This is a genomic window from Cohnella sp. GCM10027633 (assembly GCF_042675445.1).
Classification (GTDB): Bacteria; Bacillota; Bacilli; order Paenibacillales; family Paenibacillaceae; genus Cohnella.
Genome location: NZ_JBHTGV010000005.1, coordinates 104,047 through 123,264, shown reverse-complemented (window position 1 = coordinate 123,264; position 19,218 = coordinate 104,047). Strand labels below are relative to the sequence as shown.

The following is a 19,218-nucleotide window of genomic DNA, read 5'->3' as shown; positions in this document are numbered from 1 at the left end:
CCTCCTTATGCTTCATTGCCTTGCGGCAGCTCTTGATGTTTGCGGCTTCTCCGCGACGAGGTCGATCCGCTCCAACGCCCCGTACTTTCGTCGATACCGTTCCAATAGCCGAATCCACGAAGACGCGAACGCCAGGATGAAGAAGACGTTGGCCGTCGCATGGATCGTCTCGAACGGAAGGCCGAGCGCGTACTTGGCGAGAACCGCGTCCCACGAACGCGTCTGCATCCATTGGTCGAGGGCGAGGGTGACGTTCATGATCCATCCGAAAAGAAAGCCCCACGCAAGCCCGAACAGAGAGAGTGGCAGCCGCTTCCGACGCCATTCGCTGCGGTGCGCGAACAGTCCGGCGGTGTAGCCGGCCATGCCCCATGCGAACATCTGCCAAGGCGTCCACGGCCCTTGGCCGAGGAAGAAGTTCGACACGAGCCCCGCCGTTGCTCCTACCATCCAGCCTGCCTCCGCGCCGAAAACGACGCCCGAGACGATGACGACGAACGTGACCGGCGTGAACCCGGGCAGCAACGCGGCGAACGGGATGCGGCTCACCGTCGCGACGGCCGCCATGACCGCGATCAGCATGAGCTCGCGGGCTTTGCGCTCGCGGCGCTCGAAGCGCAGCGCGAACGGGATCATCGACAGCAGCACGAGCACGAGGCCGATGAGCAGCGAATTGCCCCGCTCCAGCGCCAGGTAGGCGAGAGCGACGTAAGCGGCGGCGATCGGAACGATGAGCAGCTTGGCGGAGAGCGTGCGCTTGCGATGCGGCGTTGTTGGTGCGGTTGACGCTGTTGGTGCGGTTGGTGCGGTTGGTGCTGGCGCCGATTTCCGTGTCATCGTTGCGTTGTCACCTCCCGCATAGCCGCGTTATGCGGCTCGCCGATCAACCTGTGAAGCGAAGGCGCGTAGAACACGTTGCCTTGGAAGAACGGCTCCGGCTCGCCGTCCGCGACGATCTCGCCGCGGAATAGCAGCGCGCAGCGATTCGCGTGCGCGGCGGCGAATTCCACGTCGTGCGTCGCCAGGAGTAGCGTCGTTCCTTGACGGTGAACGTCGCTCAGGTGCTCGCCGAGCGCCTTCTTCCGATACGGATCGAGCCCCTTCGTCGGTTCGTCGAGGAGCAGCAGCTCCGGCTTGCCGAACAGCGTCATCGCTAGCGCGCCGAGCTGCTGCTCGCCGCCGCTCAGATCGTGCGGGTGGCGATCGAGCAGCCCGCTTAAGCCGAACCGTTCCGCGAGCCGGCGCACTTCCCGGTCCGCGTTGTCCGCTCCCGCCACGCCAGCGCGGGCCGCGGCCGACATCAGATCGGCGTACAAGCTCTCGTGCGCGTAATGAAGCAGCGGGTTCTGGGCCAGGTAGCCGATCGAGGAGAACTTCGTCTTCGATGATATGCGCCGAAGCGGCGTGCCATTCAACCGGATGTCGCCGCGCAGCGGCTCGCGAAGCCCGGCGAGAAGCTGGAGCAGCGTCGACTTGCCGCTGCCGTTGCCGCCGAACAACGCGATCCAATCGCCTCGGGCGACTTGCCAATCCAAGCCCCTTAGCACGGCGGGCGATCTCTTGTCGTAGGCGAAGAACAGCTCTCGCGCGTCGAGCTGCTTCTCCTCGCGCTTCTCGTCACGATCCCCTCGAGTCAGAAGGAGCGCGCGCTCCATCTCGTCACTATCCCTTCGCGTCAGGGGCGGCGCCGGTTGCGGTCGCGCCGACCTACCGGCCTGCGAAGCGAGCCAAGTCCGCGCTTCCTTGACCGTCAGCGGCGGCTCGGCGATCGCCGCATCTTGCGCCAGCGCCCAACGCGTGACCGGCGGCAGCGCCGCGTCCCAATGCGCATTCCGCCGTTGCCATGCCTCGCGCGCGAACGCCTTCGGCTCGCCGTCGAAGGCGATCTCGCCCCGCTCCATGCGGACGATCCGGTCCGCCAACGGAAGCAGGTCGTCGAGTCGATGCTCGCTCATGACGACCGTGATGCCCCACTCGTAGTTCAGCCGCTTGACCATGCCGAGCAGCTCCCGCGCCGCCAGCGGATCGAGCTGCGCGAGCGGCTCGTCGAGCAGCAGCACGCGCGGCTGCAGCATGATCGCCGCCGCCAAGTTCACGAGCTGCTTCTGCCCGCCGGACAGCTCGTCCGTGCGCCTGTCCAAGAGCGGCTCCAAGCCGAAGAAACCGGCCATCTCCGCCAATCGGCGGCGCATCGCATCCCGCGGCAGGCCGAAGTTCTCCATACCGAACGCGAGCTCGTGCTCCACCGTGTCGACGACGAGCTGGTTGTCCGGATGCTGCATGACGAGGCCGACTTGAGCCGCCAGCTCCCGCGCCGGCCATTCGCGAAGCGGCGTGCCGTCCAGCAGGATCTCGCCGCTCATGCGGCCGCCGGGCGACACCTCCCGCTTCAGCAGGCGCAGCAGCGTCGACTTGCCGCTGCCCGAAGGTCCGCACAGCACGACGAATTCGCCGCGCCGCACGCGCAAGGTTACGGCTGAGAGCGAGGGAACGGCCGCATCCGGATAAGAGAAGGTTACTTGTTCGACGTTAAGATGCGCCATTTGCCGCGATCCCTCCATTCCCAGCCTAGCGGCACGAATAGGTACCCGATATAACTTGCCATCGCCACCGCGTCTCCGGCCGTCAGCCGGAAGCTGCCCAGCTTCGGATAGATGGCCATCATGCCGTGACCGCCGCCCCATGCCGCGATGATTACCGCGGCGCAGACGGCCAGCCCGCCGAGCGTCCACCCGTCTCTGGCGCGGAATCGATAGCCCAGATAGGTGCTGCGCGCCCCCGTGCCGTAACCTCGCGCTTGCATCGAGTCCGCCGTCTGCAGCGCGTCCTCGAGCGTCCAAGCGAGCAGCGTTCCGACGAGACTCGCGCCGTTCCGCGCCCGAGCGGCGAGCGAGCCTTCCGTCACCGTCACGCCGCGCGTTCGCTGGATCAGCATCAGCTCGTTCATCCGGCGGCGCAGCCGCGGCACGAGGCCGGTCGCCATCATGGCGACGAGCGCCGCCTTCGGCGAGACTCTCGTGAACAGGAACAGGAACTTCTGCTCCGTCATGACGAGCCGGTACGAGAAGAAAAGCGTCAGCACGTACAGGATCGACAGCGCCAGCGTGACGCCATACACGACGGATTCCAACGTCAGCGGCATGTCTCCCCAATACGTAATGACCGTTCGGCCGCGATGGGAGAGCAGCGGATTCGTGACCATGATGAGCACGAAGCCGACGATCATCGGCACGCTCCATCGCCGCCACTCTCGCCCGCCGTCCAAGTGCAGGTTCACGACGATCGCAGCTAACCATGCCGCGGCGAGCAATACCGGATGAAACAACAACATGCCGAAGGTTATCCCTCCGGCATAGTAGGCAAGCAATACGATCGGATGCAGCGAGCGGAATCCGAAGCCTTCGTTCATGGCCGCGGCTCCTCTCCCGAACCCGACTCGGCGAGCTCGTCGCTCTCGACGTAGAGCCACTCCAGCCGGTCTCCCGGCTTGAGCTCGTAGGCTCCCGCGCCGATGTCCGGCGCTTGGCCGTTCACTCGGAACTTCCAGCCGCTCGTCGGTCCGTGGTCGAATTCGTATAATCCGTCGATTCCTTCTATATAAGTCATCGCGCCGCTGCCGCGAATTTCGTAAGCCAAGCGGTGCGCCTTCGCGACGCGCTTCAGCACGGAAGCCGCGGTATCCCCGTCCTTCAGCTCGACCGTCTCGCCGTCTACGATCGTCCCCCACTCCGCGTTGCCGACGATCGAGAACGTAATGATCTTCTCGACCTCGACTGCCGGCTGCTCGGAGACGATCGGCGACGAGGGTTCCGCGGACGGCGTTGCCGTCTTCGGCGGCGGAGAAGCTTTCGCGGGTTCGCTGCCCTCGTTGTCCGCGGGCTTCGCGATCTCGCTCGCGGGCGGCGACGTAACGGCGCCCGATTGCTGCGTCTCGCTCGGCGTTTCATCTATCGAAGCAGGAGAAGCATCGGGCGGTGCCGCGGTTTCGGCATTCGCCGCTCCCGTCGACGGCGCGGTATTCGCAGCCTCGTTCGCATCGGCGCCTGCGCACCCCGCCAATAGGGCCAGCAAGATGAGCCATATGGCGACGATGCTGCCGATCGACCCTCGCGTCCTCTTCCGCGTTACGCCCATTCGCTTCCCCTCCTTCCTTCGAATCTAATCTTATCTACTCTATGCGCCGGCCTCTTATTTCACGCGATTCGCGACGACGAGGCGAGCGGCGATGACCGCCGCTTGCTCGCGAGTCAGCTTCGCCTTCGGCGAGAAGCTGCCCTCGTACGCCGTCATCCAGCCGGTCGACAACACCGCTTGCACCGCGTCGCCCGCTCCCGCGCTCACTTGGCCGAGGTCCTTCAGCGCGGTAACGCCTTCACCCTTCAGCTTCAGCGCGCGCGTCAGCAGAATCGCCGCTTGCTCGCGGGTCAACGTCGCGTCCGGAGCGAATTGCGTCTTGGACACGCCGCTAACCAGACCGGCCTTCACCGCAGCGGCTACCTCGTCTGCGTACCAAGCGCTAGCCGGCACGTCGGCGAACGCCGTCTTGCCGCTAGTCGCGCTCAATCCGAGCGCGCGCGCGAGCGCCGCCACGAATTCCGCGCGGGTGACCGCTTGCTGCGGCTTGAACGCGGCCTTCGCGCTGTCGCCTACGCCGAGCAGCGTGCCGGACGCTCTCGCGATCGCTGCCGACGGCAATGCCCACGCCGCGATCGCCTTCTCGTCCGCATAGCTGCCGGCTACCGCGAGCGCCTGCGCGATCCGCGCGACGTTAGGCACAGCGTCCTTCGCGTAGCCCGTTACTTCCAGCGTATAGAAGCCTTCCTTCAAGCCCTTCAATACCGCGTTGCCGTTCGCGTCGGTAACCGCCGTGACCGCTCCCGCCTTCACCGTCGCGCCGGCAACCGGCTGCGCAGGGTCCAACGCGTACGTCTCCGGATTCACCGGACGATACGATACCTTCACCGTTACGTCTTGACCCGGCTTCGGATTCGCCGGCGTTACGACCACTGATTCCGCCAGCTTCGTCGCCCCGCCCGCGTAGTAGACGAGCACCTCGTCGCCGTCTTCGAGCAGGAACGCGTCCGAGCCGACCGATGGCGCGAACCACTTGCCTTCGCGGTTCACCGCGAAGTACCAACCGTCGTAGCCGCCGTACTTGCCCGCATCTACGCCCGCTACCGAATCGATATACTTGCCGAAGCTCATCGATGCGACGTTATACTTCACGCCCTTCGCCTTCAGCAGCGCTTCCACCGCCTCCAGCGCCAGACCGCCATGCGACAACCCGGAAGCGATGACGCCCGAATCTCCTTCGACGCGTACCGTAACCCGCTTCGTGTACGATGCGAAGGCAAGCTTCGATTGCCATGCCACGTACGTCGGCGCCTTGCCGCTCGCATACCCCGTAACCGACACGGCTTGCTCGCCTTGAGGCAACGAGCTGAACGTAGCCGCGCCCTTCTCGTCCGTCGCCGCGGTCTGTCCGCCGATCGTTACCGTCGCGCCCGCAGCCGGAGAGACGACGACCTCGCCTTTATCCCAATCGTACGTTTCCTGCTCGACCTTGACCGTCACCGGCTGTCCCGCGCGCGGCTTCGCCGGCTCGAACGTCACCGAATGGATCAACTGCGTTGCCGAATCTCCATAGTAGACGTAAAGCGCGTCGCCGACCTGCAGCTTGAACGTCGCCATGCCTTCCATGATCGTGACCCACTGGCCGCCGCGCTTCACCGCGAAGTTCCAGCCGTCGTAACCGCCGAGCTTGCCGTTCGCGATGCCGCCGATTCCGGTCAGGAAAGCGCCGTATTGAGGATGACGGTCTATCGTATAAGCCGTTCCCGTACTCTTCAGCGCGCCTACGAGCGCCTCGAGCGCCGTGCGGCCGCCGGCCGTTCCGCTCGCGAGCTGACCGTTCAGGCCGTTAACGACGACCGAATATTTGCCCGTCGTCGCCTCTTGACCAAGACCCGCGTACAACCCCGGCAATCCGTCTTGCCAACGGTCGACCGCCGCCAATCCGAGCAGCGCGTAGAACGTCGCCATTGCGTCCGCTTGACCGCCGATCGCGTGCGCGAATCGTCCATCGGCCGACCGGAACTCCAGCAAGCGCGCCAATGCCGATACGCCGTTCTTCTGGAACCGCTCGTCGTTAATCGGGTCGATGCCGAGCGACGTCAGCGCGACGAGCACCTGCACCGCGCTCTCGCTCGATTCCGCCGGTCCGCCGAACCCGCCGGTCGGACGCTGCGCCGCGGACAGCCACGTCAGCGCGCCGTCGACGATCCCGCGAACGTCCTCCCGTTCTTGATAAGGCGCGAGCGCAGTAAGCACGATGCCCGTGACGTCCACGTCGCTCTTGCCCGGCGACAGCGACCAGCCGCCGTCCGCGTTGCGGTTGTCGACGAGCCACTTGACCAGCTTATCCCGCGTCCATGCCGCGTTCTTGCCCGGCTCGTAGCCCGCCGCGTCGATCGCGATCAGCGCGTAGGCTGGCGCGTTCGGCCCTTGCCCCGTCATCTTCTCGATGCCGACCAGCTTCCCGAGCAGGTCGACCTTGCCCGCCCCGACGCTCGCGGCGTCGCCGCCGTTCGCGTTGACCGCGAGCGAGACGCGAGCGTAATCCGTCGCGAGCCGCAGGCTGCCGTCCGAAGCCGCCTTCTCGGCGACCTTCTTATACTTGTCCGCAACCGGCTTGCCCGAACGCGCCAGGCCGAACGCGACCCAATCGCTCGGCGGTACAGTAGCCGCTCCATATAAGCTCTGCAGCTTGCCGAGCGCCACCGACACCTGCGCCCGCGTAGGCGCGGCGACCGCTGCCTCTTCCGCATGCGCGCCGCTTGCGAACGCGCCTAATCCCGCCGCTCCTTGCAACGCGATCGCCAGCGCCAATAAGACGCCGAGCCACTTTCTCGACAACATTTTCCCCTTCGATACCATTCCGATCTCCCCCTCGACTCCCATGGGCCCTTGCGGGCTCCGTCATCAAGCGAATCGCAGCTCCCTCATTCGTAACAACAAAAAAACATCCCCCGGAAAGACCGAGGGATGCTTGCGTGATGGCCCACACTTCGAATTCGCGGTGCCGATGACCGCGAACGGCAGTAGATACGCCCGAATGGACGCACCCCGCCTCGTGTTTCGCCGCATTCCGCCCTTCAGGCGGATTACCGCCTCAAGCATGCAAGAACGCAACGAGTGCCGCCACACCTCCCCTATTCCTCGTAGGTTATCGGGTGTTTGTCGAAAACAGGCAGGTTTCCTGGCTCCTGGATCATCGCTTGCCGGGCCTTCCCGCATACGTCCGTAAGACGCGCAGTGGCATTCCGGTTCGCTCCCCATGGGCAGTGGCGGGACCGCGTCGGGTTTGCACCGAACTTCTCTATTAAGCTCTTGCGAGCACCTGTTTTCCGCCGAATTCACTTGTGTTGCCATCTTAACACGAGGGCTTGGCACTGTCCATAAGCCTAAGTCCTAGCAAAGCTTGGCGAATCAACCCGGGACGGCCAAGAGATTCGAATAAATTCCGAATAACTTCGAAAATCGCGTTTCCCCTCTAAAGCTTTGCAGCCGGAATGTCGATAATCCTATTAACGTGTCGGTTGACGTTCACGTCTATGAACCGTCTTCTACTAATCCTTACATATATGGGGTGTACCATGAAAAATTCAACAATCTTGGGGTTATCGATCGGCCTAATCGCGCTTGTCTTCGGGATGTATCTCAAGGGAGCGCCGCTCGTCAGCCTCGTTAACAACCCGGCGGCCTACCTCATCATCTTCGTCGGTACCGCCGCTTCCGTTCTCGTGGCTTTCCCGATGTCCGACTTGAAGAAAGTGCCGAAATTGTTCAAAATCACATTCAACGAACCGAAACTGCTTCCCCGCGAACAGGTTATCTACATGTTCATGGAATGGGCGACCATTACCCGCCGCGAAGGCTTGCTCGCGCTCGAAGCGCGCGTCGAGGAAATCCAAGACGACTTCCTGAAGACCGGCATGCGCATGATCATCGACGGCAACGACCAAGACTTCGTCCGCGACGTCCTGCTCGAGGACATCTCCGCCACCGAGGACCGTCACCGCTCCGGCGCGCAGATCTTCTCCCAAGCGGGCATGTACGCGCCGACGCTCGGGGTACTCGGCGCGGTCGTCGGCCTGATCGCCGCGTTGCAGAACTTGGATAACATGAATTTGCTCGCCCACGCGGTCGCCGCGGCATTCGTCGCGACGCTGCTCGGTATCTTCAGCGGCTACGTCCTGTGGCACCCGATCGCGAACAAGCTGAAGCGCTTGTCCAAGCGCGAGATCGACCTGAAGCTCATGATGGTCGAAGGCTTGCTCTCGATTCAATCCGGCGTATCCACGATCGCCATCCAACAGAAGCTGCTCGTCTTCCTGACTCCGACCGAACGCAAAGTGTTCAACGAGAAGGAGGAAGAGCGCAGTGAGCAGAAAACGGCATGAACCTCATGAGGAGCATCCCGACGAATCTTGGCTGCTCCCCTATTCCGACTTAATGACGCTGCTGCTCGCCCTGTTCATCGTGCTCTACTCCGTCAGCTCCGTGAATACGTCCAAGCTCGAGGAGCTGAGCAAGGCGTTCAAGACCGCCTTCAGCCAAGGCGTCGGCGTGCTCCCGGCCGCGCCGAGAGTCATCGGCGAAGAGCAGCGACGCGGCGCCGATCAGAAGCTTCCCAAGCGGGACGACGGCAAGTCGCGCCAGACGCTCAAGGAAGAAGAACAACACAATCTCGAGCAACTGCAGCAGCAGTTGAACAAGTATATCCAGCAGAACGGCCTGTCATCCCAGCTCGAGACGCAGCTCAACCAGTCGCAGCTGCTCATCACGATCCGCGACAACGCCCTGTTCGCTCCGGCCAGCGCCGTCATCAAGCCCGACGCGCAGAAGCTCGCGACGGCGATCGGCCAGATGCTCGACGGCTACCCGGATTACGAAATTCAGGTCGCCGGCCATACGGACAACCAACCGATCAGCACGACCGAGTTCCCGTCCAACTGGGAGCTGAGCACGAAGCGCGCCACCAACTTCATGAAGATTCTGCTCGAGAATCCGAACTTCGATCCTAGCCGCTTCAGCGCGATCGGGTACAGCGAATTCCGGCCGCTCGAGTCGAACAGCACGGTAGAGAGCCGTTCGAAGAATCGCCGCGTCGAAGTATCGATTCTTCGCAAGTACGTCGAAGTCGATCCGGAGGGCACGAACGAAGTGTCCGTCGAAGTCGCGGACGCCGCGCAATAACGACGCATAATCCGTAAGCATACCAAAAAGCCTTGCATCCACCGCGGATGCAAGGCTTCTTCTATAAGATCCGTTACCCCAGATTCACCGGCGTCTTGCCTGACAATTCGATCGATCGCTTCACGAGCATCGCCATCGCATCGATGCTGCTCGCCCTCGCCGCATCGCTCAGCGGTATGCAGCTAAGCTCCGTGCACGCAAGAATAACGCATCGGCATTCGCCGTCTTCGATAAGCGTACGGATAATCGCTTCGAGCCTATCCGGGCTGACGTTGTTATCGCGCTTCACGTCGTCGTAGATGATGCTCATGACGTCCGCTTGCATCTGGTCATCGATCTCGTGATAGCGCATCTTGTACTTATCGCACGTCTGACGGTAGATGCCGCTTCGCAGCGTGCCGTTCGTCGCGAGGACGCCGATCTTGCTGCCCGGCTCGTACCGGCGCGCGATCTCCTGCAGCGTCTCGTCGACCATATTGATGATCGGCACGCTCGTCATCGCCTGCATGTCTTGGTAGAAATAGTGCGACGTGTTGCACGGAATCGCGATATTCGAGACGCCCGCGTGCTCGAGCAGCCGGATGTCCTTCTCCACGGCGCCGAGGAAGCGATCCTTCTCGCCGGACAGAATGATCGACGTCCGATCCGGCAGCGACGCGTGATTCAAGACGATCATATCGATATGATCCTGATCCCTCTCCGCCTCCGTATGGTCGACGAGCATATCCAAGAACACGGCGGTCGCCTTCGGTCCCATGCCGCCTATGATGCCTAACCGTTTCTGTTCCATTGGTTACCCTACTTTACTGAACGTGCGAGGCGAGCGATTCGCGATTCGCACTTATTTGCGTAGCAGCAGCTCGCGAGCGATCTCCGCGCCCGGATCCATCCCTTGGCAGCCGGCGAGCAGAATCAGATCGCCCTTCTCCGCGCGGTCGATCGCGTGGGCGATGGCGTCCGGCAATTCGTCGTACAGATTCACCTTCACGTTCGCCGCGGTCATCGTCTCCATGAAGACGCGCTCTTCCTCGTCCGACACCTTGTCCTTCGACGTGACGTGGGACACGCTCTTCGTCGCCGTAATCTCGTTCAGCTCGAGCCTCGACAGCCAGGCGACGATCGCCTCGGCGTTCTCGCGGTTCACCGTCGGACCGCGATCGCCCCGGATCGCGTACACGAGCTGAAGCCGCTCGTAGTCCATGAAGCGCAGCGTCTCGAGCGTGACGTTGATGTTGCCCGGGTTCGCGAAGTGGTCGTCCATGATCGAGAAATCGCCCTCGTGGACGAACTCGAACCGGCGTTCCACCCCCTTGAACTCGCGCAGCGACCGCTGGATCGTCTCCGTCGGCACGCCGCACAGCATGCCGATGACGATGGCGACCATCGAGTTGTACACCGAGTGCAAGCCCGGCACGCCGAGCGACACTTCGAATTCGCCCGTCTGGTAGTCGACGCCGTTCACGCTGAACGGCTTCACGATCTCCAGCTTGAACTTCGCCCGTCCCGTGGACAGGTCGAGATCCTTGCAATGGATATAGCCTTCCCGGCTCTTCACGCCGAAGGTGACGACTTGCGCCTTCGTCTCGCCGATCAAGGATGCGGAATACGAGTCGTCCAAGTTCAGAATCGCCGCCGCATGCGGGCCCGCGTTCCGAATCAAGCTGGACTTGGCCTTGAAGTAGCCTTCGAACGAGCCGTGGGAATCGATATGCTCCCGGCTCACGTTGTTCAACGTCACGATGTCGTAGTCGACCTGCTCGACACGGTGCGTCTCGAGCGCCGCGGACGACACTTCCATGCACACGTGGGAGACGCCGCGGTCGACCATCCGGCCGAGATACGCTTGCAGATCGAGCGATTCCGGCGTCGTCAGCTCGGCGGGAATCGTCTCGTCGTCGATCTTGATGACGACGGTGCCGATCAAGCCGGTCTTCAGCCCGTGATTCTCCAAGATGTCGTTCGCCATGTAGGACGTCGTCGTCTTGCCGTTCGTCGCCGTAATGCCGATCATCTTCATCTTGTCCGCGGGGCGTCCGTAGAACGCCGCGCCCAAGCGCGCGAGCGCGATGCGGCTATTGTCCACGCGGATCTGCGGCACGTCGACGCCGTCCACGAACCGCTCGACGACCGCCGCGACGGCCCCTCTACGAACCGCGTCCGCCAAGTACTTATGTCCGTCCGTCTTATAGCCGGTCACGCAGACGAATACGTCGCCTTCCGCGACCTTCTGGGAGTGGTAGGCCACCCCCGATACCTGTATATCCGCGTTGCCTTGCGATTCCAACGCGGTAATCGATGTTAGAAGCTCCTTGAGCGATGCCATTGGCGCTTACCCCTTCCTTGAACGGCCGCACCGAACGGTCCGCGAGCGACTCCCGGTATGTAAGAGGCGGGATGTTCCGTCCCGCTTCATTAATGAGCGCGATGTAGTTTCGCAACCCAATTTTACTTGATGAACCCGCATAATACAAGCTTCCGAGGGCATGGGAGCAGGCTCCCGGCGCGGGCTTATCGGCCGTCTGTACTTGCGATTCCTCCGGGCTTCCAGCCCGGAAAAAGAAACCGTGCTCGCGCGCCCGGCCCCAAAATAAAGAGCCGCCCCGCGGGCAGCCCCAGCCCTCCCCTATTCCCGCTCCGTCGGCTCCTGCATCCGGCGCAGCAGCGACGCGAGCTCCGCCCACGTCACCTTGCTGTCGGGATGCGGCACCGGCGACGGCAGCAGCTCCCGCTCCTTCAGCCAAGTCATATCCTCGCTGATGACCTCGCTCCAATCGGCAGCCCGGCGTACGGCCGTTCTGCCGCGCAGCCGCAGCCCGATCTCGCGTTCGCGCTCCTCGTTCGTCAGCATGTGCACTTCCCCCTCTCCCCGCCATTCCTTCATACTGCGCCAGATGGCGACGACGTCTTGCCCGTAGCGTTCGCCTCGCTCCGTCCACTTGCCGTTCAGGTCCTCCCAGCAAGGCGCGGCGCCTTGCCATCCGGCGCGCTGGATCAGCTCGGCCATCGGCGAGCTGCGATCCTCCGCCTTGGCGGCGGGCAACGGCTCGTCCGTCGCGAATACGTACAGGAGGCGCATCAGACGCTCGACCTCTTGCTCGTCCGCCCATTGCGCGAGCATAAGCGGGGACCACGACGGCCCCGTATAAGCCCTCGTCCATGCGCGCGTCTCGTAGATCATCTGGCAGAACGCGACGTCCCCGCGGAGGCCGTACTTATGCCCTAGCCGCAAGTAGAGCTCGGCGAGCTCCGGCGCCTTCGGATTCCGCCTTCTCAGATAAGCGTTCATTCGTTCCGCGGAGCAGCGCGCCTGGCCGACGATCGTCAGCTTGCCCGTCGGCCGATAGTCGGGATGCGCGCGAAAAGCTTGGCTCACGGCCTCCATCCTCAGTCCCCCTCGTCTTCCGTTACGCGTAAGAACAGGCGAATTCGCTTGTCCACTACTACTGTATTCGGGCGGGGCTCGGGTTTGACCTTATTTTCCAACCTGTTACAATAAAGCTGAAGTTGTACCCACCCCTACTAACAAAATGTGCACAAGTCTGTGGACAACGCGTCGGTTATCCACAGATTTGTGCACAGCATGTTAACAACGAATGCATGTTCGGTTGTGGGTAATCGGACGGGAAGGGGATGAATCGCCATGACGGAAGACGAACGGTGGATGCGGGAGGCGATTAATCAGGCGCGTCTGGCCGAAGCCATCGGCGAGGTGCCGATCGGCGCCGTAATCGTGAAGGACGGGGTCATCGTCGGCGCGGGACATAACTTGCGCGAGACAAGCCATGACCCGACAGCTCATGCGGAGATGATCGCGATCAAGCAGGCCAGCGAAGCGTTGCAAGCTTGGCGGTTGCTGGGCTGCACGCTATATGTAACTCTCGAGCCGTGCCCGATGTGCGCGGGTGCGATTCTGCAATCGCGCGTGGAACGAGTCGTCTACGGCACCGCAGATCCGAAAGCCGGCTGCGTCGGGACGCTGATGGACTTGCTGCAGGATAGCCGATTCAATCACGTCTCTCCTTGGGAATCAGGAGTGCTCCGCGAAGAATGTGCGGGAATGCTGACCGATTTCTTCCGTCGATTGAGAAGTCGGTAGCAGCGTAACCGGAGGAATCGTGCCCGTTCGCTTATTATTCTCCGCTTCTTCCCTGCGCAGTCGCTGAAGCTGAACGATAAGCATGTCCGCTTCCTCGCTGACCGCGACGATCTCCGGATCGGTCAGATTGCCTAAGTCGTTCGCCATCTCGCAGAGGCGAAGCTGCAGCAACTGGAGTCGATGTATTAATTGTTCTGTCTCCATATGGGACTCCTGACCGCTCCTTTCTCTATCATTCGCAATTTTTCGTCAATGTCTCGTCGGACTTTCGTCACGCAATGCTAGGTTTATTAATCCTTACTCATTATAGGACAAATTATTTCAAAATTTTGTAGAATGCTGTCGACGAATTTCCAAGAAATCGCTATTATTTTCCGACATTTATTGGGTATTGCGTACCAGTTATGGTGCAGGCGTTGCGATTTTTGACGATTTTTCATCTAAATGTGGGGAGACCGATCATGACGACCGCGCGCATCTTACTGGTAGAAGACGACGTATCGCTGCATCGCGGCATCCAGTTCACGCTGCAGCAGGAAGGCTTCGAAGTCGGCAGCGCCTTCAGCTTGGACGAGGCCCGGCGGCTGCTCCGCGAAGAGCGCTTCGCCCTGCTGCTGCTCGACGTGCACTTGCCGGACGGCAACGGCTTCGACTTCTGCGCGGAGATCCGGCGCACGAACGATACGCCTCTCATCTTCCTGACGGCCAGCGATCAGGAATTCGACATCGTTCGTGGCCTCGATCTCGGAGGCGACGATTATATCACGAAGCCGTTCCGGCTACGGGAGTTCCTCTCCCGAATTCAAGCCGTGCTCCGGCGCAGGGCGCCGGCCGCTTCGGCGAAGCCCGAGGAGGACAAAGGGGTCCTGCAGTCCGGCGGTCTGGCCCTCCATCTGGGCGAGATGCGGCTGACGAAGGAGGGAACCGACATTCCGCTGAGCGTGACGGAATTCCGGCTGCTCTCCTTGTTCATGTCGCATCCCCGTTCGGTGCTGTCGAAGGAACAGATTCTTCGGCACGTCTGGCCGGACGGAGCCGAGGTGCTCGACGAGAACACGGTCGCCGTCAACGTGCGCAGACTGAGGGAGAAGCTCGAGGACGATCCCCAGCAACCGGAGCGCATCGTCACGGTGCGAGGGGCGGGATACCGATGGAACGGGTGAGAAGACCGCGGCTCGGCTTCGGGGCGACGTGGCGCAATCCGTCCGTGCGCCGCTTCACGTGGACGATGCTGGCGTTCGCCGCGGCGGTGTGCCTGCTCGCCGCGATCTTTAGCCACTATGCAACGGAGCGAGTGAAGCGGCAGTGGCTCGCGCAGGAGTACGCGATCGCAGGCTCGCTGTCGCAGAGCGATCCGAAGAGCGCGGAGCGCTGGCTCCAGGCGCTTGCCGAGCCGCCGACGCCGGAGACGGTGGAAACCGGACGCAAGTGGCTGGCCGAGTACGGCGTCACTTCGCGCATCGAATCGCGCTGGCTTCCCGCGCTCGGGAATTTCGGGTCCTGGTCGCTGTCGCTGCTCCTCGGCGGAAGCTTGCTGCTAATCGCGTTGCTCGCCTGGCGGCTGTTCCGGGACTCGAATCGGCAACTGAAGACGCTTCGAGAGCTGTCCGTTTCCTTGGACAATACGGTCAAACATAATGTGCCCATGGCCAAGCGGATCTATGGCGAAGGAGAGATCGGCCTGCTCGCCAACGGCGTGCAGGAGCTGTCGCTGCGCCTTCGCGAGACGATCGAGCAGCTTCACCGCGACAAGGACTTCTTGAAGGACACGGTCGCCGACATCTCCCACCAATTGAAGACGCCGCTCGCTTCCTTGATCATCTACGTCGATCTGCTCGGGAACGGGAAGACGGATCCGGCGCACGCGGCGGAGTTCCTCGCGACGTGCAAGCGGGAGTTGGACCGGATGGAATGGCTTATCTTAACGCTGCTCAAGCTGGCTCGCATCGAAGCGGACGCCCTTGACCTTCACATCGCGCCCGGCCCGTTCGCGGATACGGTTCGCTCGAGCTTGGCCTCCGTCCGCCGGTTGGCGGACGATCGCGGCGTGTCTCTCGTCTTGGCCGAGCAAGAGGCGGGTGCGGGCGGCCAACCGGTGCTGCCGCACGACACCCACTGGCTATCGGAGGCGATCGCCAACGTGTTGAAGAACGCGATCGAGGTCAGCCCGTCGGGCAGCGCCGTCACCGTATCCTGGGAACGGACGCCGATCTTCGTGCGACTGAGAATCGCCGACCGGGGACCGGGAATCTCGGAGCAGCATTTGCCCCATATTTTCAAGAAATTCTACCGAACTACATCCGGCGGCAGCGGCGTCGGCCTCGGCCTCCCGCTCGCCAAGTCGATCGTCGAGAAGCACGGCGGGGTGCTGTCCGCGGGCAACGACCCGGACGGCGGCGCCGTCTTCTTCCTGACGATTCCTCTGCAGCCGCTCCCCTTGGCATCGACCGAACCGGCTTCCCTTACAACTCTGTAAGCTTCGGCCCCCCATGCGTGTAAGGTGGCGACGATATACTGGGTTCATACCGGAGGCAAGCCGCCCTGGCCTGCCCCAGAATCCAATATCGGGAGGAATCATTCCCTATGAACGTCATTACGGTAGACGGACTCAGCAAGTCCTACGGCAAAGGAAGCACGAAGGTCGACGCGTTATCCGGCGTCTCCTTCTCCATTAAGCAAGGCGAATTCGTCGCGGTCGTCGGCGCCAGCGGTTCGGGCAAGAGCACGCTGCTTCATATGCTCGGCGGCTTGGACCGTCCGACGGGCGGTTACGTCCACATCGACGGCGAAGATCTGTACGGATTGAAGGAGAAGGAACGGGCGGTGTTCCGCCGGCGGAAAATCGGGTTTATTTTCCAATCGTACAATCTCATCCCCGTGCTGAACGTCGAAGAGAACATCAAGCTGCCGCTGCTGCTCGACCACCGCGAACCGGACAAGGCGTACGTTCGCGACCTGATCAAGACGCTCGGCCTCGAGGAACGCAGCAAGCATCTGCCTTCCGAGTTGTCGGGCGGACAGCAGCAGCGCGTCGCGATCGGCCGCGCCCTGGCTTATCGCCCCGCGATCGTGCTCGCCGACGAGCCGACCGGCAACCTCGACAGCGCCAACGGCCGCGAGGTGCTCGAGCTGCTCAAGATCGCCGTGCGCCAATACCACCAGACCGTCATCATCATTACGCACGACATGAACATCGCCGCGGAAGCCGACCGCGTCCTGAAGCTGCAAGACGGCAAGCTCGTCAGCGACTCGCGCAGCGGCGGGAGGGGCGCATGAAGAGCTACGGCGCGCTCGCCGGGCGCTATCTGCAGCAGCAACGCCGCCGTTCGATCCTGACGATCGTCGGCATCATTCTGTCCGTCGCGCTCATCAGCGCTCTCGGCACGATGGGCCAGGCGCTGAAGGACAACATGCTCGCCAACGCGAAGTACGAGGACGGTTCTTTCCATATCGCGTATACCCAAGCTACCCCCGAACTCGCGGGCGAATTGAAGAACAACGTATTGATCGACCGGGAAGCCATCATGGTTACTGGCGGCTCTACGAAGCTACCGAAAGAGACAGGCGCCCTACTGTATGGCGTTAACGCGGCCGGCTTCGACCTGCTTCCGATTCACCTGGATGAGGGCCGATATCCGCAGGCCGCGAACGAGGTAATCATCGAGCAATGGCTGCTAGCGTTGCTGCCTTCGTCGCCGAAGCTGGGCGGAACGGTTACGCTGAACGACATGCAGGGCAACCCCGCAACGTTCACGATCGTCGGCGTGCTGAAGAACCAGAAGAGCAGCCAGATCAATCGCTCGTCCGAGATGTATACGGGGATGGACGACGAGAGCCTTCTCGCGCAATGGAAGAATAACGCAGACCCCGAGTATAACCTGAAGCTCTACCTGACGTTCAAGCCCGGCGTCGACATCAGCGAGCAGCTTCCCCATTTCGAGACTCTGAACAAGTCGTTCCAGACCAATTACGAGCTGCTCGGACTGTTGGGCGAATCGAGCAACGACAACCTGAACAGCGCGCTCGCGGTCGTGTTCGGCACGCTCATCGGTCTCGTCGCCCTCTCGACTATCGCCGTCATCTACAACGCGTTCCACATCGCGGTGCTCGAGCGCATCCGCCAATTCGGCCTCTTGCGCACGCTCGGAGCGACGCCGCGGCAGATTCGCAATCTCGTCCTGCGCGAGGCGACGGTGCTGTCCGCGATCGCCATTCCGCTCGGGCTCGCCGTCGGCTGGGCCGGCCTCTGGCTCGCGCTCTGGCTGATGATGCGCGGCGGCATGAGCATTCTGCAGATGGATAGCTTCGAGCTGACGTTCCACTGGTGGATCATGGGACTGAGCGTCGGCGTCGGCCTGTTCGCGGTATACGTGGCGGCTTGGCTGCCGGCTCGCAAAGCGTCTTCCGTATCCCCGGTCGAAGCCGCCAAGGGCGCGGGCAGCATCGTCCGCGAATCGTACCGCCGAATGCGCATTCCTTCCTTGCTGCAGCTGTTGGGCATCGAAGGCAAGATGGCTTCGGCGAACATCCGTCGCAACAAGGCGAAATTCCGGATCACGACGTTCTCCATCGCGGTCAGCATCACGCTGTTCATCGTGTTCCATTACTTCACGCAACAGGCGCTGAATCTGACCGTCGACACGTCAGAGAACACGAAGATCGCGTTCGAGCTGTATCCGTATAACGGCGCTCGAGATGCGAACGGCGATCGCGTGTTCCCTCTGGATCAAGACCGCTTTACTCCGGAGCAACTTGAACGAATCCGTTCGATTCCGGGCGTCTACGCGGTGTATGGCCAATACAGCTCGTTCGGCGGAAACGTCTGGCTCGATCCGAAGCTCGTCAACCAGCGATTCCTGGAGAAGACGGACACCGTTCCGGCCGAGACCGATCGCGACGGAACGAAGCTCCAATCGATCAACGCGGAGCTGCAAGTCTACGACGACGCGAGGTTCGCCGAGGCCAAGAAATATCTCGAATCAGGCACGGCCGATCCCGCGAAGCTCGCCGCCGATAACGCCGTGCTGCTTATTCAGACCGCGAAGCCGTTCATCCCTTCCTCCAACAAGCGGGAGCAGCTAGAGATGACCCGCCTGAAGGTCGGCGACACGCTGACGTACCAGATCAGTTCGGACAAGGACGGCAACCCGATCGAGCGCAAGCTAAAGGTCGGCGGCATCCTGTCGCAATCTCCGTTCGGGATGCCTTATCCCGAGACGTCGCTGATCGCGATCGGAGCGAAGTCGACGATCGATTGGGTGTACAAGGATGCGTTCGAGCCCGACATGGCGCCGACGACCGCCATGTACGGCGTGCAGATCTCCGTCAAGGACGGCGCGGATACGGATGCGATCAAGGAAGCGCTCGAGAGCGAGTCCGATATCGAGTACGGCGCACAGCTCGTCGATATCGTGTCCGAGCAACGAGAGGAGCGTCAGTTCGCGCTCCAGATGCAGATCTTCGTCTACAGCTTCCTCATCATCATCGGTTCGATCGGTAGCCTTAACATCATCAACACGGTGCAGACAAACCTGTTATTGCGCCGCAAGGAGATCGGCTTGCTCCAATCCGTCGGAATGACGCTTGGACAAGTTCGGCGAATGGCTTCGGCGGAAGGCGTCTGGTTCGGCGTCATCGGCGGCTTCTGGGGCATCGGCCTCGGGATGGCGATCAGCTATTTCCTGTTCACGCAGATCAACGAGGCGCAAGGCATCCCGTTCGTCTTCCCTTGGACCGGCGCGTTCATCGCCAGCGGTCTCGCGATCGCGGTCGGGCTGCTGTCCGTGCAAGGTCCGCTCAAGCGGATGAACAAGGCGAGCCTGATCGACCGGTTGCGTGAGGAGTAAGTTTTATTCACCAAAAAC

At 62.2% G+C, this 19,218-nt stretch carries 16 protein-coding genes and 1 riboswitch; of the genes, 7 read left to right on the top strand and 9 right to left on the bottom strand.

The window, feature by feature from the left end; genetic code table 11:
• Positions 1–12: 12 nt before the first annotated feature.
• From ACFQZG_RS14110 to ACFQZG_RS14090, 5 genes are read right to left on the bottom strand one after another with little or no spacing between them, the layout of a single operon-like run.
• On the bottom strand, positions 13–837 hold the full coding sequence (locus ACFQZG_RS14110; protein WP_378153525.1) for an ECF transporter S component: 825 nt from the start codon (positions 835–837) through the stop codon (positions 13–15).
• On the bottom strand, positions 834–2,543 hold the full coding sequence (locus tag ACFQZG_RS14105; RefSeq protein ID WP_378153523.1) for an ABC transporter ATP-binding protein: 1,710 nt from the start codon (positions 2,541–2,543) through the stop codon (positions 834–836). The genes ACFQZG_RS14110 and ACFQZG_RS14105 overlap by 4 nt, the downstream gene beginning before the upstream one ends.
• Complete coding sequence (locus ACFQZG_RS14100) at positions 2,516–3,409, bottom strand: energy-coupling factor transporter transmembrane component T (RefSeq protein ID WP_378153521.1); 894 nt, start codon at positions 3,407–3,409, stop codon at positions 2,516–2,518. The genes ACFQZG_RS14105 and ACFQZG_RS14100 overlap by 28 nt, the downstream gene beginning before the upstream one ends.
• Entirely contained in the window at positions 3,406–4,134 is a 729-nt protein-coding gene (locus ACFQZG_RS14095) for a DUF4430 domain-containing protein (protein WP_378153519.1), read from the bottom strand. Before ACFQZG_RS14095 ends, ACFQZG_RS14100 begins: the two co-directional genes overlap by 4 nt.
• Positions 4,135–4,188: 54 nt before the next feature.
• Positions 4,189–6,936, bottom strand: coding sequence for an S-layer homology domain-containing protein (locus ACFQZG_RS14090; protein WP_378153517.1), 2,748 nt, complete (start codon positions 6,934–6,936; stop codon positions 4,189–4,191).
• 295 nt (positions 6,937–7,231) lie between these two features.
• Positions 7,232–7,418: riboswitch (cobalamin riboswitch) on the bottom strand.
• A gap of 237 nt (positions 7,419–7,655) precedes the next feature.
• Here ACFQZG_RS14090 and motA point away from each other — a divergent pair.
• Together motA and ACFQZG_RS14080 are read left to right on the top strand one after the other, a co-directional pair.
• Entirely contained in the window at positions 7,656–8,462 is an 807-nt protein-coding gene (motA, locus tag ACFQZG_RS14085; protein ID WP_378153515.1) for a flagellar motor stator protein MotA, read from the top strand.
• Positions 8,443–9,258 carry a flagellar motor protein MotB gene (locus ACFQZG_RS14080; RefSeq protein ID WP_378153513.1) on the top strand — a complete coding sequence of 272 codons (816 nt, stop codon included), beginning with the start codon at positions 8,443–8,445 and terminating at the stop codon, positions 9,256–9,258. The genes motA and ACFQZG_RS14080 overlap by 20 nt, the downstream gene beginning before the upstream one ends.
• A 73-nt stretch (positions 9,259–9,331) precedes the next feature.
• Here ACFQZG_RS14080 and cuyB read toward each other — a convergent pair whose 3' ends face one another.
• The 3 genes from cuyB to ACFQZG_RS14065 all read right to left on the bottom strand — a co-directional run bounded on the left by cuyB (position 9,332) and on the right by ACFQZG_RS14065 (position 12,640).
• Positions 9,332–10,048, bottom strand: a complete 717-nt coding sequence (gene cuyB / locus ACFQZG_RS14075) for a cysteate racemase (protein WP_378153511.1) — start codon at positions 10,046–10,048, stop codon at positions 9,332–9,334.
• A 51-nt stretch (positions 10,049–10,099) separates the two neighbouring features.
• A complete protein-coding gene (locus tag ACFQZG_RS14070) occupies positions 10,100–11,581 on the bottom strand; it encodes a Mur ligase family protein (RefSeq protein ID WP_378153509.1) in 1,482 nt (493 codons plus the stop codon).
• A 300-nt stretch (positions 11,582–11,881) separates the two neighbouring features.
• On the bottom strand, positions 11,882–12,640 hold the full coding sequence (locus tag ACFQZG_RS14065) for a hypothetical protein (RefSeq protein ID WP_378153507.1): 759 nt from the start codon (positions 12,638–12,640) through the stop codon (positions 11,882–11,884).
• A gap of 258 nt (positions 12,641–12,898) precedes the next feature.
• Between ACFQZG_RS14065 and tadA the strand changes: the two genes are divergently transcribed.
• Entirely contained in the window at positions 12,899–13,354 is a 456-nt protein-coding gene (tadA, locus tag ACFQZG_RS14060; RefSeq protein WP_378153505.1) for a tRNA adenosine(34) deaminase TadA, read from the top strand.
• Here tadA and ACFQZG_RS14055 read toward each other — a convergent pair.
• Positions 13,286–13,558, bottom strand: coding sequence for a Spo0E family sporulation regulatory protein-aspartic acid phosphatase (locus ACFQZG_RS14055; RefSeq protein ID WP_378153503.1), 273 nt, complete (start codon positions 13,556–13,558; stop codon positions 13,286–13,288). The two genes, tadA and ACFQZG_RS14055, sit on opposite strands and share 69 nt — an antisense overlap.
• Positions 13,559–13,815: 257 nt before the next feature.
• Here ACFQZG_RS14055 and ACFQZG_RS14050 point away from each other — a divergent pair, with 257 nt between their 5' ends.
• From ACFQZG_RS14050 to ACFQZG_RS14035, 4 genes are all read left to right on the top strand, one after another.
• Positions 13,816–14,517: a response regulator transcription factor gene (locus ACFQZG_RS14050; RefSeq protein ID WP_378153501.1), complete on the top strand. Its 702-nt coding sequence runs from the start codon at positions 13,816–13,818 to the stop codon at positions 14,515–14,517.
• Positions 14,505–15,830 carry a sensor histidine kinase gene (locus ACFQZG_RS14045; protein WP_378153499.1) on the top strand — a complete coding sequence of 442 codons (1,326 nt, stop codon included), beginning with the start codon at positions 14,505–14,507 and terminating at the stop codon, positions 15,828–15,830. The genes ACFQZG_RS14050 and ACFQZG_RS14045 overlap by 13 nt, the downstream gene beginning before the upstream one ends.
• A gap of 107 nt (positions 15,831–15,937) precedes the next feature.
• The gene (locus tag ACFQZG_RS14040) at positions 15,938–16,630 is read left to right on the top strand and encodes an ABC transporter ATP-binding protein (RefSeq protein WP_378153497.1); all 693 of its coding nucleotides are present in this window, start codon (positions 15,938–15,940) and stop codon (positions 16,628–16,630) included.
• Positions 16,627–19,200, top strand: a complete 2,574-nt coding sequence (locus ACFQZG_RS14035; RefSeq protein WP_378153495.1) for an ABC transporter permease — start codon at positions 16,627–16,629, stop codon at positions 19,198–19,200. Before ACFQZG_RS14040 ends, ACFQZG_RS14035 begins: the two co-directional genes overlap by 4 nt.
• Positions 19,201–19,218 lie beyond the last annotated feature (18 nt).

Bases quoted from the DNA above. Each gene is read 5' to 3' on its own strand.
- cuyB (WP_378153511.1), bottom strand. From the start codon at position 10,048: ATGGAACAGAAACGGTTAGGCATCATAGGCGGCATGGGACCGAAGGCG.
- ACFQZG_RS14055 (WP_378153503.1), bottom strand. From the start codon at position 13,558: ATGGAGACAGAACAATTAATACATCGACTCCAGTTGCTGCAGCTTCGC.
- ACFQZG_RS14065 (WP_378153507.1), bottom strand. From the start codon at position 12,640: ATGGAGGCCGTGAGCCAAGCTTTTCGCGCGCATCCCGACTATCGGCCG.
- tadA (WP_378153505.1), top strand. From the start codon at position 12,899: ATGACGGAAGACGAACGGTGGATGCGGGAGGCGATTAATCAGGCGCGT.
- ACFQZG_RS14100 (WP_378153521.1), bottom strand. From the start codon at position 3,409: ATGAACGAAGGCTTCGGATTCCGCTCGCTGCATCCGATCGTATTGCTT.
- ACFQZG_RS14035 (WP_378153495.1), top strand. From the start codon at position 16,627: ATGAAGAGCTACGGCGCGCTCGCCGGGCGCTATCTGCAGCAGCAACGC.
- ACFQZG_RS14045 (WP_378153499.1), top strand. From the start codon at position 14,505: ATGGAACGGGTGAGAAGACCGCGGCTCGGCTTCGGGGCGACGTGGCGC.
- ACFQZG_RS14090 (WP_378153517.1), bottom strand. From the start codon at position 6,936: ATGGTATCGAAGGGGAAAATGTTGTCGAGAAAGTGGCTCGGCGTCTTA.
- motA (WP_378153515.1), top strand. From the start codon at position 7,656: ATGAAAAATTCAACAATCTTGGGGTTATCGATCGGCCTAATCGCGCTT.
- ACFQZG_RS14095 (WP_378153519.1), bottom strand. From the start codon at position 4,134: ATGGGCGTAACGCGGAAGAGGACGCGAGGGTCGATCGGCAGCATCGTC.
- ACFQZG_RS14070 (WP_378153509.1), bottom strand. From the start codon at position 11,581: ATGGCATCGCTCAAGGAGCTTCTAACATCGATTACCGCGTTGGAATCG.
- ACFQZG_RS14040 (WP_378153497.1), top strand. From the start codon at position 15,938: ATGAACGTCATTACGGTAGACGGACTCAGCAAGTCCTACGGCAAAGGA.
- ACFQZG_RS14050 (WP_378153501.1), top strand. From the start codon at position 13,816: ATGACGACCGCGCGCATCTTACTGGTAGAAGACGACGTATCGCTGCAT.
- ACFQZG_RS14110 (WP_378153525.1), bottom strand. From the start codon at position 837: ATGACACGGAAATCGGCGCCAGCACCAACCGCACCAACCGCACCAACA.
- ACFQZG_RS14105 (WP_378153523.1), bottom strand. From the start codon at position 2,543: ATGGCGCATCTTAACGTCGAACAAGTAACCTTCTCTTATCCGGATGCG.